Below are 14,685 nucleotides of genomic sequence, written 5' to 3'. Positions count from 1 at the left end.
CTTGCGGGTGTCATGTGCGGAACATAGATGGTGACCATGGCAGATTCCACCCCGACCCTGATCGGTCCCCCGCTGGCGGCAAAAAAGCCGCATTCGATCACCCACCACGGCGTGACCGTGACCGACGATTACGCATGGCTGCGCGACGCCGGTTATCCCGAAGTGACCGACAAGGAAGTGCTCGCCCACCTCGAGGCGGAGAACGACTGGTTCAAGGCGCGCATGGGTGCGCATCAGGGCCGCATCGACGCGCTGTTCACCGAAATGCGCGGCCGCATCAAGGAGGCCGACACCTCGGTCCCGCAGAAGGACGGCGACTGGCTCTACTGGATCGAGTTCGAGGAAGGCGCCGAATACAAGAAGTGGTGGCGCAAGCCCGTCGCAGGCGGCCCGGACGAGCTGATGCTCGACGAAGTGGCGCTGGCCGAGGGCAAGGAATATTTCAACCTCGGCGCGATCTCGACCAGCGCCGACGGCAAGCTGCTGGCCTATGCCTACGACGACAACGGTTCGGAGCGCTTCACCGCTCGCATCAAGGACCTCGCCACGGGCGAACTGCTGGCCGACGAAATCCCCGGCACGCTGTCCTCGCTGGTGTGGGTCGCGGATGACAAGGCGCTGGTCTACTCGCTCGCCAACGAGCAGTGGCGCACCGACAACGCCCGCCTGCACTGGCTGGGCCAGCCGCTGGAAAGCGATGTCGAGCTTTACCACGAGGACGACGAGGGTTTCCGCGTCGGCTCCTCGCTGACGGCCAACGAAAAGTGGCTGCTGATCGGCTCCAGCGATCATGAAACCAGCGAGTGCCGCATGGTCCTCGCGGCCGATCCGCTGGGTCCGCAGATCCTGGTGAAGGCGCGCGTGAAGGGCGTGGAGTACGACGTCGACGAGCGCGAGGACGTGCTCTACATCCACACCAACGACACTCACGAGAACTTCCGCCTCGCCACCGCGCCGCTGGCCGATCCCGGTACGTGGACCACCCTGATCGAGGGGTCGGACGCGTTCTACCTGCTGGGCGCCGACCTGTTCCGCGATTTCTACGTGATCGAGGGCCGCCTTGCCGGTCTCGACCAGATCCAGGTCCGTTACTACGACGACCCATCCCGCGTGGAGGCGATCGCCTTCCCCGAGGCCAGCTATTCGGCCGGATTGTCGAACAACCCCGAATGGCACATGACGACCCTGCGGCTCAGCTACGAGTCGATGGTCGCGCCTGCCTCGGTGCTGGACTATGACGTGGCCGCGCGCACGCTGGAGACGCTCAAGGTCCAGGAAATCCCCTCGGGCTACGACGCCTCGCTCTATGCCACCGAGCGTCTGGAGATCACCGCGCGCGACGGCACGGCGATCCCGGTTTCGATCGTCTACCGCCGCGACCGGGCCGATACGGGCGGCGGCGCGGGGCCGCTGCATCTCTATGGCTACGGCGCTTACGGCATCAGCATCGACCCCGGTTTCTCGACGACGCGCCTTAGCCTGGTCGATCGCGGGTTCGCCTATGCCATCGCTCACATCCGCGGCGGCGACGACATGGGCCGCGCCTGGTACAAGGCCGGCAAGCTGGAGCGGCGCACCAACACCTTCAACGACTTCGTCGACGTGGCGAAGGGCCTGGTGGAGCGCGGCTTCACTTCGGCCGGAAAGATCAGCATCTCGGGCGGCTCTGCCGGCGGGGAACTGATGGGTGCGGTCATCAACTCCGACCCCGACCTGTTCGGCGCGGTGGTGGCGCATGTGCCCTTCGTCGACGTGCTGAACACGATGCTGGACGACACGCTGCCGCTGACGCCGGGCGAGTGGCCGGAATGGGGCAACCCGATCGAGGACAAGGCCGCGTTCGAGCTGATCGCCAGCTACAGCCCCTACGATCAGGTAGCCGCGCAAGGCTATCCGCCGCTGATGGTGACCGCCGGGCTCAACGACCCGCGCGTGACCTATTGGGAGCCGGCCAAGTGGGTGGCGCGCCTGCGCGAACTCAAGACCGACGACAACGAACTGATCCTCAAGACCAACATGGGCGCGGGCCACGGCGGCAAGTCGGGCCGGTTCGAAAGCCTCAAGGAAACGGCGGAGGAATTCGCCTTCATCCTGTGGCAGATGGGTATCGAGGGGTGAGTGAGCACTTCACCCTGACCTTCACGGCGTCCCCTGAGCACATCGACATCATGGGCCACGTCAACAATGCGGTCTGGGTGCAGTGGATGGAGGCGATGGCGGGCGCGCACTGGGCCGCGCTCGCCCCGGCCGAACATCAGGCGAAATACGCCTGGCTCGTGACCCGCCACGAGATCGACTACCGGGGCAACATCCGCGAGGGCGAAAGCGTGACGGGCGAAACCTTCATCCCCGAAGGCCCCAGCGGCGCCCGTTTCGACCGCCGCGTGGAGTTCCGCAACGCGGCGGGCAAGGTGATCGTCTCGGCCCGCACCACCTGGGCGATGATCGACATCGCCTCGGGCCGGCTGATGCGCGTGCCGCCGGAAGTGGCGGCGCCGTTCGTGGGTTAATTCCTCCCCCGTACCGGGGAGGAATTACGTCCCCCTCGGCTCCCGCGTGCGCTGGGTGATGATGTGATCGCGCGCGGTGCGCAGGTCTCCCGATTCCTTCTGTAGCGAGAGCCGCTCCCTGTCGCTGGCCAGGTAGGCGTTTTCGGCCCGCTCGATCTCCTCCAGCGAGAGGCCCAGCCCCTCCAGCGCGTTGCGGGCGAGGAGTGCGGCGGATTCCTTTACCTCGCGCGCCATCGATTTCAGCGGCGCGTCCTTGAGGCGCAGCAATGCGCGGCGGTCGAATACGCGGGCGTGGATTTCGGCGCGGGGGAAGGCCTGGTGGACGGCGTGGAGGAAGGCTTCGCTCAACTGATCGCCGTCGATGCAGAACACGATCAGTTCGGCCTCCGCGCCGCCGGCCTGGCGCAGCAGGTCGATACGGGTGCCGTCGCCGAAGTAGACCTTGGCGCCGAAGCCGCTGGCCACGTCGATCATCTCGATGTCGGTGTCGATCAGCGTCACCTCGATGTCGGCGGCGATCAGCATCTGCGCCACCGTCTGCCCGAAGCGGCCGTAGCCGACGATGAGCGCATTGGCGCCGTCGTCCTGCGGGGCCTCGCGCTCCTCGGTGCTGGGCGGACGTTCGCGGATGCGGCGGGTGGCCATCATCAGGAACGGGGTGGTGACCATCGACAGGGTGACGATGGCGCTGAACAGGCTGGTGGCGCCGCCGTCCACCAGCATCGCGTTGCTGGCCTGGGCAAACAGCACGAAGGCGAATTCGCCGCCCTGGCTGAGCAGCAGGCCGAGCGCCAGCGCGCTGCGCCACTCCATTCGGAAGGCAAGGCCGAGCAGGAAGATGATGGTGGACTTCACCGCGATCAGCGCCAGCGCCATCGAGATGACGAACAGCGGCCGCTCGGCGATGGCGGAAAGGTCCAGCATCATGCCCACCGACATGAAGAACAGGCCCAGCAGGATCGAGCGGAACGGCTCGACATCGGCTTCCAGTTCATGCCGGTAGGGCGAATCGGCCAGCATGACCCCGGCGATGAAGGCGCCCAGCGCGGTCGACAGCCCAAGCGCCTGCATCAGCGCCGCGCTGGCGATCACCGTGAACAGGGCGGCGAAGACGAACATCTCGCGCTCGCCCAGGTTGCCGATCAGACGGAACAGCGGGCGGATGGCGAAACGCCCCGCCAGGATCAGCCCGGCGATGGCCGCGCCGGTCTCCAGCGCCAGCACCCAGCCCGGAGGCCCGGCGGGCAGCGCGGGGTTGCGGTTCATCGCGGCGATGATCGTGATGAGCGGGATGATCGAGAGGTCCTGGAACAACAGGATCGCAAACGACCGCTCGCCGAACGGGGTGTGCAGGCGCCCGGCGCTTTGCAGCATCGGCAGGACCTGCGCGGTGGAGGAAAGCCCCAGCGGCAGCCCCAGCGCCAGCGAAGCCTGCAGGCTGAACCCGGTGAAGAAGTAGATCACTGCCGTCACCGCAATGCCGCACAGCGCCACCTGCAGCAGCCCCAGCCCGAAAATCTCGTGCCGCATCCGCCACAGGCGCGGCGGGGCTAGTTCGAGGCCGACGATGAACAGTAGCAGGGTGATGCCCAGCTCCGCGATGCCCAGCTTGCTTTCGGGATCGCCGACCAGGTTGAGGACATAAGGCCCCAGGACCGCGCCCGAGAGCAGGAATCCCAGCGTGGCACCCAGCCCCAGCCGCCGGAACAGCAGCACGAAAATGAGCGCGGTGCCCAGCAGCAGGAACCCGTCCCGCAGCAGGAAATCCTGAGCATGTTCTTCCATCGAAACCCTTCGAGACTGTATTCGGGGAGCGTTTGCGCGCCGTCATCTTAGGGACGGCGGCGCCGCATTCCAACCATGCGTTGGCGGGAACACAAGGATTGGAGCAAGGGCGATGGCCCCGGGTCTTTTCAGTTCGGGGTCTACCTGTGGCTGCCCAGCATGTTGGCATGGGTGATCGCCACCGCCAGCGCATCCGAGGCGTCCTCTCCCGCCAGCTTCACGCCGGGCAGCAGCACCTTGAGCATGGCCTGGATCTGCTTCTTGTCCGCGCCGCCAGTGCCGACCAGCGCCTTCTTGATGACCTTGGTCGAGTATTCCGCCACCGGCATCCCGGCGCGCGCCAGGCTGAGCATCGCGACGCCGCGCGCCTGCCCCAGCTTGAGGGTGGACTGCGGGTTCACGTTGACGAAAACTTCCTCCACCGCGCCCGTATCGGGCCGGTGGTGGAGGATCACGTCGGTCAGCCCGGCGTCGAGTTCGACCAGACGTTCGGCCATACCCGCCTTCGCGTCCGTGCGGATCTGGCCGTTGGCGACATGGGACAGCCGGCTGCCGCTTTTGGCGACGATGCCCCAGCCGGTGCAGGTCAGGCCGGGGTCGATGCCGATGATTATCATGCGGCGGCGCTCGGGGCGAGGCTGGTGCCGGGGGGCCGGGGCTTCGACAAGCTCAGCCTGAGCGGATTTGATGGCATGGGAGGCTTCGACAGGCTCAGCCTGAGCGGATTTGATGGCATGGGAGGCTTCGACAAGCTTAGCCTGAGCGGATTTGATGGCATGGGGGGCTTCGACAGGCCCAGCCTGAGCGGGGGGAGGGGATATGTTTGCCTGAGGGGGGTGAGAGGTGCCCTCTCGATCCCGCTCAGGCTGAGCTTGTCGAAGCCCCCCGCCCTGTCCCCGCCAGCCCAATTCCCACCCGTCTGGATCAACCCAGCGTTTCCATCACTTCGTCGGAGATTTCGTAGTTGCCCCAGACGCTCTGGACGTCGTCGTCTTCTTCCAGGGTGTCGACCAGCTTCATCAGCGTGCCCACGGTGTCGGCATCGACGTCGACGGTCAGGGTGGGCTTCCACGCCAGCTTCACGCCGTCGGCTTCGCCAAGGACCTTTTCCAGTTCGCGGGCGACTTCGTGCAGCGAATCGACCGAGACCCAGATCTGGTGGCCGCCGGGATTCTCGTCGCCATCGCCCATGTCGCTCTGCACGTCGTCGGCGCCGGCTTCGATCGCGGCTTCGAGGACCTTGTCCTCATCGCCGACCTTGCTGGGATATTCGATCAGGCCAAGGCGTTCGAAGCCGTGCGAGACCGCGCCGGTGGCGCCAAGGTTGCCGCCGTTCTTGGCGAAGGCGGTGCGCACGTTGGTGGCGGTGCGGTTGCGGTTGTCGGTCAGGGCCTCGACGATGATGGCGATGCCGCTGGGGCCGTAGCCTTCGTAGCGCACTTCCTCGTAGTTTTCGGCGTCGCCCTTGCTCGCCTTGTCGATGGCGCGCTGGATGTTGTCCTTGGGCATGGACTGCACCTTGGCGGCGTTGACCGCCGCGCGCAGGCGCGGGTTCATGTCCGGGTCGGGCAGGCCCATCTTGGCCGCGACGGTGATTTCGCGGCTCAGCTTGCTGAACTGCGCCGAGCGCTTCTTATCCTGCGCACCCTTGCGGTGCATGATGTTCTTGAATTTGGAATGGCCTGCCATGGGTCCGCTCGCTGTCTGCCCGCCGCCTGAGGGTCCGGTGAGGACGCGGCGGGTGTCGATGAATAAGGTGGCGCGGCCCTTACAACACGCCGGGGGGCAAGGGCAACCGCGCAAGGCCCCCCGGGCCGTTCTTGACGCGCTAGAGCGCCACCGCCGTGCCGGAACAGCTTACCATCAGCATGGAGCCTTTCGAGCCGATCACCTCGTAATCGATATCCACGCCGACCACCGCGTTGCCGCCCAGCCTTGCGGCTTCGGCCTCCATTTCGGCCAGTGCCTCGCGGCGGGCACGCTGCAGGACCTGCTCGTACTTGCCCGAACGCCCGCCGACCAGATCGGTGACGGCGGCGAAGATATCGCGAAACAGGTTGGCCCCCACGATGACCTCGCCGGTGACGATGCCAAGGTAGTCGCGGACCGGGCGGCCTTCGACGGTGGGGGTGGTGGTGACGATCACGAATGCTCTCCCTCGATGCGAAGGGCGATGCTTGCACCGGCGCAGGGGTTCTCGCAAGGTAGCGAATTGGCAAGGGAAAGCGGCTAGCAGGGCCTATGGCGACACAGATCGAGACCCGCATTCCCGGCCCGCAGATCCTGCGCGAACTGGCCGGTTTTCTCAAACGGCCGGCAGTGCTGGTGCCCTGGGGGCTGCGCCGGGGCGAGGCCTGGCGCGCGCTGGGCCTACTGGCGGCGGTGCATGTCGGCGGGTTGCTGCTGGTGCTGCTGCCGCTGCTGGGCATGTGGCAGAAGGCGTTCGACCTGCCGCTGCCGGACGCTTTCGGCAAGCTGCCGGGCGGCTGGTTGCTGCCGATCACGATCCTGATCGCGCCGCTGCTGGAGGAAATCATCTTTCGCGGCTGGCATACCGGCAGGCCCCGCGCGCTGTGGCTGCTGGGCTGCTTCGCGCTGTTCGTGGTCCTGACGATGACGGCGCAGGCGATCGCGCCGCTGGTCCTGGCGGGGCTGCTGCTGGCTAGCGTCCTGGCGGCGGCGGGCGGATGGTGGTGGCTGCGGCGCCGGGGGCCTTCGGCTGCCTTCGCGGCGGCCTATCCGGGTGTGTTCTGGGCAGTGGCGGCGCTGTTCGCGGGCGTTCACCTGATGAACTACCCAAGTGCGTCGATCGCATCGCTGCCGATGGTCCTGCCCCAGTTCTGGGCTGCGCTGCTGCTGGGTTTCACCCGCCAGCGCATTGGTCTTCCTGCGGCGATTCTCCAGCACGCCATCGCCAATGCTTCAAGCATGGCACTGGTGATGGCGGGCAGTTGATCGCTGCCGCTTCGCTCATGATCGCGGGCGAAGCGGGGTCCTTCAGTCGATGCCGAGTGCCGACTTGTAGGTGTCGAGCAGCATGTCCTGTTCGCGGCGATCGTCGGGCTTCATCTTACGGATGCGGACGATCTGGCGCATGATCTTGACGTCGTAGCCGACCGCCTTGGCCTCGTTGTAGACGTCGCGGATGTCGTCCGAGATGCCCTTCTTTTCCTCTTCGAGGCGCTCGACGCGCTCGATCAGCAGGCGCAGGCGATCGTCGGTGGTTTCGGCCATTGGGGTACGTGCTCCGGTATAAAGCGTGAATCGGTTGGCGCGCTGATAGCGAGGCGAAGGGATTCGGGCAAAGCACCCGCCTGTGGAAATCATGTGGAGGGAAGGGGGCCCTTCACGATTTTCCTACACCGCGCCGGCCTGCTAGCATCGCGGCCGCTCTTTGCACCGTCGTTTTCCCTCGTTTGCACGCGCGCGCGCCGCGCATGTGTTTCATCAACTTGCACCTGAACTTTCACCTCAGCTGGCACCTGACTTGCCCGCGCCCGATCACGGCGCTATTTCGGCCCCGCGCCGACCACGTTCGCGCCTCCAGCGGAGCTTCAAGACCGGGACGGCCCGGCACTCAACCCTTGTTGGAAAAAGCCCGCGCCATGTCCTGGATCTTTCTTTTCATCGCCGGCCTGCTCGAAGTGGTCTGGGCTTCCGCGATGAAGCAGTCGGAGGGTTTTTCACGGCCTTGGCCCACCGTAGTGACGATCGTCGCGATGATCGCCAGCTTCGCCCTGCTGGCAAGCGCGATGCGGGCATTGCCGCTGGGCACCGCTTATGCGGTGTGGACCGGGATCGGCGCGCTGGGCGCCTTCGCCGTCGGCATAGTGTTCCTGGGCGAGGCGGCCAGCCCGCTGCGGTTGCTCGCCGCCGGGCTGATCCTCTCGGGCATCGTGCTCATGAAAGTCGCGACGCCCTGACCGCGTTCAATGCGCGCTCAATGTGACGGGGCGTTTTTCTTCATGCTCTCGTCCATGCGCGCCAGCTGCTCCGGCGTAGCCTCGCTCTGGTACTTGTCCTTCCACTCGCCGGCGGGCATGCCGTGGATGACAGCGCGCGCCTCGGCCTTGTCGCCTTCGAAACCGGCATCGCGAATCCAGTCTGCCAGGCAATTGCGGCAGAAACCCGCCAGGCCCATCAACTCGATGTTCTGCGCATCGTGACGCTGCTGCAGATGGCGTACCAATCGGCGGAAAGCCGCCGCAGCCACGGCGTCATCCAACGCATCTATACGGTCACTATCGTTCATAATCCGCCAATCGTCCTTGGTTTGTAATGCTGCCTTTGCCATATGAACCCCCGATCCTGAAAGAGGCAGACAGAACCTTGGTTAGCACTCCCCCCGCCGCTCCCTATCGCCGCTCGCCTCATCACCGGGGCATCAAGCGCCAGCGCAAAGTGAAGATCCTGGCGACACTCGGCCCCGCAAGCCGCGACAAGGAGACGATCGCCAAGCTGCTCAAGGCGGGCGCCGATGCCTTCCGCGTCAACATGAGCCACGGCGACCACGACACCCACCGCGAAACCATTGCCAACATCCGCGCGGTGGAAAAGGACCTCGAGCGCCCCGTCGCCATCCTGTGCGACCTGCAGGGCCCCAAGCTGCGCGTCGGCACGTTCGAAGGCGGCAAGGCCTTCATCCGCCACAGCGCCCACTTCACACTCGACCGCGATCCCACGCCCGGCAACGACGAGCGGGTCTGCCTGCCGCACCCGGAACTGTTCGGCATCCTCCAGAAGGGCCAGCGCCTGCTGATCGACGATGGCAAGCTGCGCCTCATGGTCATCCGCGCCGAACCCGATGCGATCCTGTGCAGCGCCGAAGTCGGCGGGCCGATCTCGGACCGCAAGGGCGTGAACATTCCCGACGCGCTCATCCCGATCCCCGCGCTGACCGAAAAAGACCGGCGCGACCTTGCCTTCGCGGTGGAGCAGAAGGCGGACTGGATCGGCCTGTCCTTCGTCCAGCGTCCCGAAGACGTCGCCGAAGCCCGCCGCCTGTCGGGTGGCTATGCGGCGATCATGTCCAAGATCGAAAAGCCGGCGGCCGTCGAAAGCCTCGACGAGATCATCGAGCTGTCGGACGGCATCATGGTGGCGCGCGGCGACCTCGGCGTCGAACTGCTGCCCGAGGAAGTGCCGCCGATCCAGAAGCACATCATCGAAAAGACCCGTGCTCAGGGCAAGCCGGTGGTCGTGGCGACGCAGATGCTGGAATCGATGATCACCAGCCCCTCGCCGACCCGGGCCGAGGTTTCCGACGTCGCCAACGCGGTCTACGACGGCGCCGACGCGGTGATGCTCTCGGCCGAGACGGCGGCAGGCCAGTGGCCTGTCGAGGCGGTGACGATCATGGATCGCATCGCGGTGCGCGTCGAAAGCGATCCGACGTACCGGCAGCGCATCCACATCGCCCAGACTCCGCCCGACGCCACCAGCGCCGATGCCCTTTCGGAATCCTGCGCCCAGATCGCCGATACCCTGACCATCGAAGGCATCATCGTCTTCACCGGCTCGGGCGGCTCGGCCCGCCGCGTGGCACGCGAACGCCCGGCAGCGGCGATGCTGGTCCTGACCCCGGCGCAGAAGACGGCACGGCGCCTGGCGATGCTCTGGGGCACGCACTGTGTCATCACCCGGGACATCGGCAGCTTCGAGGAGATGATCGCCAAGGGCAAGCGCATGGCCCTGCGCCACGGCTTCGGCGCAGCGGGATCGCGGCTGGTGACGCTGGCCGGCGTGCCGTTCGGGGTGCCGGGGTCGACGAACCTGCTGCATATCGTGACGCTGACGGGCAACGAGTTGGATACGCCGAAGTAAACTGGATGAGGAGGAAGTTCTGGGGCCATCGCCCCAGGCCCCTTTATTGCCGGCGCAGTGCGTGCAGTTATTCGGAGCCGGCCAAATAGCTCTTCGTCATCCCCGCGCAGGCGGGGATCCATCTCGCGGCACGGCGCTGAACCCGGATGGATTCCCGCCTACGCGGGAATGACGGGGTGACTATTTGCGCCACAGGCCACGAATGTCCCCCGGCTCACCGTGGGCGCAAAACGTGGCCACGCGCGTGGCTTCGACAAAACCGGGGTGCAGGGGCGATGACCCCTGTTCTACCCTCTACTTCTTCTGCCGCGACCCAAACAAAGCGCTGCCCACCCGAACATGCGTAGCGCCCAGCAGCACGGCAGTTTCAAAGTCGTCGCTCATCCCCATGGAGAGCTGCTCCAGCCCATTATCGGCTGCGATCTTCGCCAGCAAAGCGAAGAACGGGGCGGCCTCGATATCGAAGGGCGGCACGCACATCAGGCCGATCACGGGCAACCCAGCTTCACGCGCCGACGCCAACAACGCAGGCACTTCGGCAATCGCGCAGCCGCCTTTCTGGTCTTCAGCGCCGATGTTGACCTGGATAAAGCAGGGCACCTGCCGTTCCGCTTTTTCCATCGCCTTGCCCAGTGCTGCGACCAGCGAGGGGCGATCCACCGAGTGGATGCAGTCGAACAGGGCGACGGCATCCTCGGCCTTGTTCGACTGAAGCTGGCCGACGAGGTGCAGTTTCACGTCGGGATAGGCTTCGCGCAAGGGCAGCCACTTTTCCTGTGCTTCCTGAACGCGATTTTCGCCGAACACGCGCTGGCCGGCGGCGAGCAGCGGCTCGATCGCTTCGGCGGCGTGGGTCTTGGAAATGGCGACGAGTTCTACGGCGCCGGGCTGGCGTCCCGCAATGCGCGCGGACTGGGCGATGCGGGCGCGGATGTCTTCTAGCTGATCCATGGCGCGCTGCTATAGCGTCCTTGTGCCGAACCGCCAGCCGTCCCTTCCTGCCATATGGCTTATCAGCGATGCCCGCAACGATGACCGGATCGAGGCTGTGCTGGAACGTCTGCCGCGCGGGTCGGGGCTGGTGTTCCGGCATTATCACCTGCCTCCGCTGGAACGGCGCGCGCGGTTCAACGCGCTCGCCCGCGCGGCACGGCGATTCGGGCATGTCATGGTGCTGGCGGGGGAGGCACGGCAGGCGCGGGCATGGAAAGCGCATGGCGCCTACGGCGGGGCGGACCGCCTTGCGCAAGGCCCCGGCGTCCTGCGGCTGGTTACCGTGCATGACCCGCGCGAACTGGCGCAGGCCCACCGCGCAAGGGCCGATGCGGTGCTGATCTCGCCCGTTTTCGCCACGGCCTCGCACCCCGGTGGACACACGCTTGGCCCTGTGCGCTTCCGCCTGCTTGCCGCGCGCTCCCAAGTGCCTGTGATTGCGCTGGGCGGCGTGACGGCGCGGCGGGCGCGGGCCTTCCGACTAGAGCGCTGGGCTGCAATCGACGGGTTGTCCGGCGGCGCGCGGTAGTCCCCCTCCACAGCCGCGTTCCCCATCCATTCTTGACGCGGAGTCCCCCTCCGCCGCATAATCGGCGCACGAACCCCAAGGGAATTTTACATGGCTACTCGGCCCATCGCGCCCGGTCGGCGTATCGCCAAGCCGGATTGGCGCGCCGTCCTGAAGCGCTCGCTGCGCCGCGCCGGAGAGCTGTCCGGCTCGATCGCGCTGTTTGCGGCGATGGTGTTTCTGGCGCTGGCGCTGGTAAGCTACCAGCAGACCGACCCGTCCACCTCCACCGCCGCCGGCGGCGATGTGCAGAACTGGATGGGCCCGACCGGCGCTTGGACGGCGGAGCGCGCGTTGTTCCTGTTCGGTCCGGTTTCCGCCCTGCTGGTCCCGCTGCTTTACGTCTTCGCGCGCAAGCTGTGGCTGCTGGTCGAAGAGGACGACGGCGAGATAGAGCATAGCGACCAGCGCTGGTGGATGCCCTTCGGCGTGCTGGCGCTGGCGATGCTGCTGATCGCAACGGTGCTGTCGTTGTGGTTCACCCAGCCGGGCGGCTCACTACCTGCCTCGATGGGCGGTATTTCCGGGCTGCTGGGCGCCAAGGCGGTCACCGCGATCGCCGGCCTTTCGCCAGAACCGGTGCAGAACTGGATCAAGCTGGCCCTCGCGCTGGTGTGCCTGGGCGTGGGCGTGATGCTGGCGGGGCGCGTCTTCGCGCTCGACTGGGTGCGCCTGCTGACGCTGCCGGGCCGCATCGGCCGCCTGCCGGGCGGCTTGTCCGTGCCCGAGGAAATGCCCTTCAAGGCCGGCAGGGAAAAGAAGGAAACGGCCCGCGCCGAAGCCGCTCCGCGCGTGGCTGAAGCCGCCGCCGGCAATGCCGGCATCGCCCCGCCTATCGCCGACAAGCCCCGCAAACCGCCCGAGATCGCCGACCCCAAGGTTTCCGCCACCCCCGCGCAAGTCGGTTTCGGCGACCGCCAGAAGGACATGTTCGACAAGTACACGCTGCCCAGCCTGGATCTGCTGGAAGACCCGCAGCCCAATTCGCAGCCCAAGATCGACAAGCTCAGCCTGGAGCGTAACGCCCGCCTGCTGGAAACCGTGCTCGACGACTTCAACGTCAAGGGCGAGATCACCGCCGTGCGCACCGGCCCGGTCGTCACCATGTACGAACTGGAGCCTGCACCGGGCATCAAGGCCAGCCGCGTGATCGGCCTGGCCGACGACATCGCCCGCAACATGTCGGCGATTTCGGCCCGCGTATCCTCGATCCCGGGCCGCACCGTCATGGGCATCGAACTGCCGAACGCGGACCGCCAGATGGTCTCGTTCAAGGAAATGGTCGCGTCCGAGGCCTTCGCCAACCACAAGGGCATGTTGCCGATCATCCTTGGCAAGGACATCGCCGGTGAACCTGTGGTTGCAGATCTTGCCACCATGCCTCACCTGCTGGTCGCCGGTACGACCGGTTCGGGTAAGTCGGTGGGCCTCAACGCGATCCTGCTCTCGCTGCTGTACCGCCTCACCCCGGCGCAGTGCCGCCTGATCCTAGTCGATCCCAAGGTGCTCGAACTCAAGAGCTACGACGATATCCCGCACCTGCTCTCGCCCGTCGTCACCGAGCCGCCCAAAGCCATCCGCGCCCTGAAATGGGCGGTCGAGGAGATGGAGCGCCGCTACCGCATGATGAGCGAGATCAGCGTCCGCAACCTCGCCAGCTTCAACGAAAAGGTCCGCACCGCCGCCGCTAAGGGCAAGCCGCTGGGGCGCCGCATCCAGATTGGCTTCGACCCCGACACCGGCGAGGAACTCTACGAGGACCGCCAGCTCGACTATGAAACGCTGCCCCAGATCGTCCTCATCGTCGACGAGCTGGCCGACCTCATGGTCACTGTCGGCAAGGAAATCGAAGTGCTGATCCAGCGCCTCTCGCAAAAGAGCCGTGCGGCGGGCATCCACCTCATCATGGCGACGCAGCGCCCCTCGGTCGACGTCATCACCGGCGTCATCAAGGCCAACCTGCCGACCCGCGTATCCTTCGCCGTCACCAGCCGCATCGACAGTCGCACGATCCTGGGCGAACAGGGCGCGGAACAGCTGCTGGGCAAGGGCGATATGCTCTACAAACCCAGCTCCGACCCGATCAAGCGCGTCCACGGCCCGTTCGTATCGGACGAGGAAGTGGAACAGGTCGCCACCTACTGGCGCACGCAGGGCAAGCCCGACTACATCGACGCCGTCACCGAGGAGCCCGAGGAAGGCAGCTTCGGCTTCGACGACCTCGACGCCACAGCTTCCGACGCGCCGGACGAGCGCAAGTACCGCCAGGTCTGCCACCTCGTGTTCGAGAACCAGAAGGTCTCGGTATCGTGGCTGCAGCGCCAGATGGGCGTGGGCTACAATACCGCCGCCAAATGGGTGGAGCGCATGGAGAACGACGGCTTCGTGGGCCCCGCCAACCACGTCGGCCGCCGCGACATCTACCGCGACGAGAACGGCAACCCGCTGTGAAGCGGTGCGGATTGAAATGGGCGGCGCTGGCGCTTGCCGCTCTCGCCGCCACCCCGGCGGCTGCGGACACGACGCTGAAGGTGCTGACCGGCAAGTGGGTGAAGGTCTTCGCCGTCGATGTGGAACGTCTGCTTGGCCGCAGCATCCGCATTGATGCCGCAAGCGTAGTGGCTGGAGGATTGGGGCGCACCTTCCGGGAGGCGGTGGTCATTCTCAATCCAACCCCGCAGCTCGCGCGTGGCAGCACCACCTTTTCGGTCCGCAGCGTGGACTGTTCCGGCGGGCGCGTGGTGAAAGTGCAGTGGCGGGTCATTGGCCCGACCGGCGCGCCGCTGGGCGCTTCGACGGTGGCAGGCCCGGTGACCCGCTTCGACTGGAATTCCGAGGACGGCAAGGTTTTGAAGTACGTCTGTATGGGCATTCTGCCGCGTTGAGGGGACGGTTCGGGCTATAAAGGGAAGACCTGGGGCCATTGCCCCAGACCCCTTTACCGTCGAGGTCACGCGTGCGGCATCGTAGGTGCGCGCACGGTGAGCCGGACAATGCATCGCGCGC

General features: G+C 66.2%; 15 protein-coding genes. 8 read left to right on the top strand and 7 right to left on the bottom strand.

Features of this window, described 5'->3' with window-relative positions; all coding sequences use genetic code 11:
* The first annotated feature begins 27 nt into the window (after positions 1–27).
* Both TQ38_RS15830 and TQ38_RS15825 read left to right on the top strand, forming a co-directional pair.
* Positions 28–2,118, top strand: a complete 2,091-nt coding sequence (locus TQ38_RS15830) for a S9 family peptidase (protein ID WP_043977116.1) — start codon at positions 28–30, stop codon at positions 2,116–2,118.
* The gene (locus TQ38_RS15825) at positions 2,115–2,510 is read left to right on the top strand and encodes a thioesterase family protein (RefSeq protein WP_043977114.1); all 396 of its coding nucleotides are present in this window, start codon (positions 2,115–2,117) and stop codon (positions 2,508–2,510) included. Before TQ38_RS15830 ends, TQ38_RS15825 begins: the two co-directional genes overlap by 4 nt.
* A gap of 24 nt (positions 2,511–2,534) precedes the next feature.
* Here TQ38_RS15825 and TQ38_RS15820 read toward each other — a convergent pair whose 3' ends face one another.
* The 4 genes from TQ38_RS15820 to TQ38_RS15805 all read right to left on the bottom strand — a co-directional run bounded on the left by TQ38_RS15820 (position 2,535) and on the right by TQ38_RS15805 (position 6,441).
* Positions 2,535–4,295: a cation:proton antiporter gene (locus TQ38_RS15820; RefSeq protein WP_043977112.1), complete on the bottom strand. Its 1,761-nt coding sequence runs from the start codon at positions 4,293–4,295 to the stop codon at positions 2,535–2,537.
* Between the two features lie 140 nt (positions 4,296–4,435).
* Positions 4,436–4,912, bottom strand: a complete 477-nt coding sequence (gene ruvC, locus TQ38_RS15815; protein WP_043977109.1) for a crossover junction endodeoxyribonuclease RuvC — start codon at positions 4,910–4,912, stop codon at positions 4,436–4,438.
* A gap of 307 nt (positions 4,913–5,219) precedes the next feature.
* Positions 5,220–5,984, bottom strand: a complete 765-nt coding sequence (locus TQ38_RS15810) for a YebC/PmpR family DNA-binding transcriptional regulator (protein ID WP_043977107.1) — start codon at positions 5,982–5,984, stop codon at positions 5,220–5,222.
* 139 nt (positions 5,985–6,123) lie between these two features.
* Positions 6,124–6,441 carry a heavy metal-binding domain-containing protein gene (locus TQ38_RS15805; protein WP_043977106.1) on the bottom strand — a complete coding sequence of 106 codons (318 nt, stop codon included), beginning with the start codon at positions 6,439–6,441 and terminating at the stop codon, positions 6,124–6,126.
* Positions 6,442–6,536: 95 nt separating this feature from the next.
* On the opposite strand from TQ38_RS15805, the gene TQ38_RS15800 reads away from it, so the two are divergent.
* On the top strand, positions 6,537–7,250 hold the full coding sequence (locus tag TQ38_RS15800) for a CPBP family glutamic-type intramembrane protease (RefSeq protein WP_043977105.1): 714 nt from the start codon (positions 6,537–6,539) through the stop codon (positions 7,248–7,250).
* Between the two features lie 42 nt (positions 7,251–7,292).
* Here the strand turns inward: TQ38_RS15800 and TQ38_RS15795 are convergent, their stop codons facing one another.
* Positions 7,293–7,529: a DUF2312 domain-containing protein gene (locus TQ38_RS15795; protein WP_043977104.1), complete on the bottom strand. Its 237-nt coding sequence runs from the start codon at positions 7,527–7,529 to the stop codon at positions 7,293–7,295.
* A gap of 371 nt (positions 7,530–7,900) precedes the next feature.
* Between TQ38_RS15795 and sugE the strand changes: the two genes are divergently transcribed.
* A complete protein-coding gene (gene sugE, locus TQ38_RS15790) occupies positions 7,901–8,218 on the top strand; it encodes a quaternary ammonium compound efflux SMR transporter SugE (RefSeq protein WP_043977102.1) in 318 nt (105 codons plus the stop codon).
* 17 nt (positions 8,219–8,235) lie between these two features.
* Here the strand turns inward: sugE and TQ38_RS15785 are convergent, their stop codons facing one another.
* A complete protein-coding gene (locus tag TQ38_RS15785) occupies positions 8,236–8,547 on the bottom strand; it encodes a DUF1244 domain-containing protein (protein ID WP_043977101.1) in 312 nt (103 codons plus the stop codon).
* Positions 8,548–8,624: 77 nt separating this feature from the next.
* Here TQ38_RS15785 and pyk point away from each other — a divergent pair, with 77 nt between their 5' ends.
* The gene (gene pyk, locus TQ38_RS15780; protein ID WP_043977099.1) at positions 8,625–10,118 is read left to right on the top strand and encodes a pyruvate kinase; all 1,494 of its coding nucleotides are present in this window, start codon (positions 8,625–8,627) and stop codon (positions 10,116–10,118) included.
* A gap of 294 nt (positions 10,119–10,412) precedes the next feature.
* Here the strand turns inward: pyk and TQ38_RS15775 are convergent, their stop codons facing one another.
* Complete coding sequence (locus TQ38_RS15775; RefSeq protein WP_043977097.1) at positions 10,413–11,069, bottom strand: YggS family pyridoxal phosphate-dependent enzyme; 657 nt, start codon at positions 11,067–11,069, stop codon at positions 10,413–10,415.
* On the opposite strand from TQ38_RS15775, the gene TQ38_RS15770 reads away from it, so the two are divergent.
* The 3 genes from TQ38_RS15770 to TQ38_RS15760 all read left to right on the top strand — a co-directional run bounded on the left by TQ38_RS15770 (position 11,068) and on the right by TQ38_RS15760 (position 14,564).
* The gene (locus TQ38_RS15770) at positions 11,068–11,640 is read left to right on the top strand and encodes a thiamine phosphate synthase (protein WP_043977096.1); all 573 of its coding nucleotides are present in this window, start codon (positions 11,068–11,070) and stop codon (positions 11,638–11,640) included. The genes TQ38_RS15775 and TQ38_RS15770 overlap by 2 nt on opposite strands.
* Before the next feature lie 90 nt (positions 11,641–11,730).
* Positions 11,731–14,130, top strand: coding sequence for a DNA translocase FtsK (locus TQ38_RS15765; RefSeq protein WP_043977094.1), 2,400 nt, complete (start codon positions 11,731–11,733; stop codon positions 14,128–14,130).
* Positions 14,127–14,564: a hypothetical protein gene (locus TQ38_RS15760; protein ID WP_043977090.1), complete on the top strand. Its 438-nt coding sequence runs from the start codon at positions 14,127–14,129 to the stop codon at positions 14,562–14,564. The genes TQ38_RS15765 and TQ38_RS15760 overlap by 4 nt, the downstream gene beginning before the upstream one ends.
* The last annotated feature ends 121 nt before the right edge of the window (positions 14,565–14,685 follow it).

Origin of the sequence: Novosphingobium sp. P6W, assembly GCF_000876675.2 — a bacterium.
Lineage (GTDB): Bacteria > Pseudomonadota > Alphaproteobacteria > Sphingomonadales > Sphingomonadaceae > Novosphingobium.
This window is presented reverse-complemented; position numbering and strand designations above follow the sequence as displayed.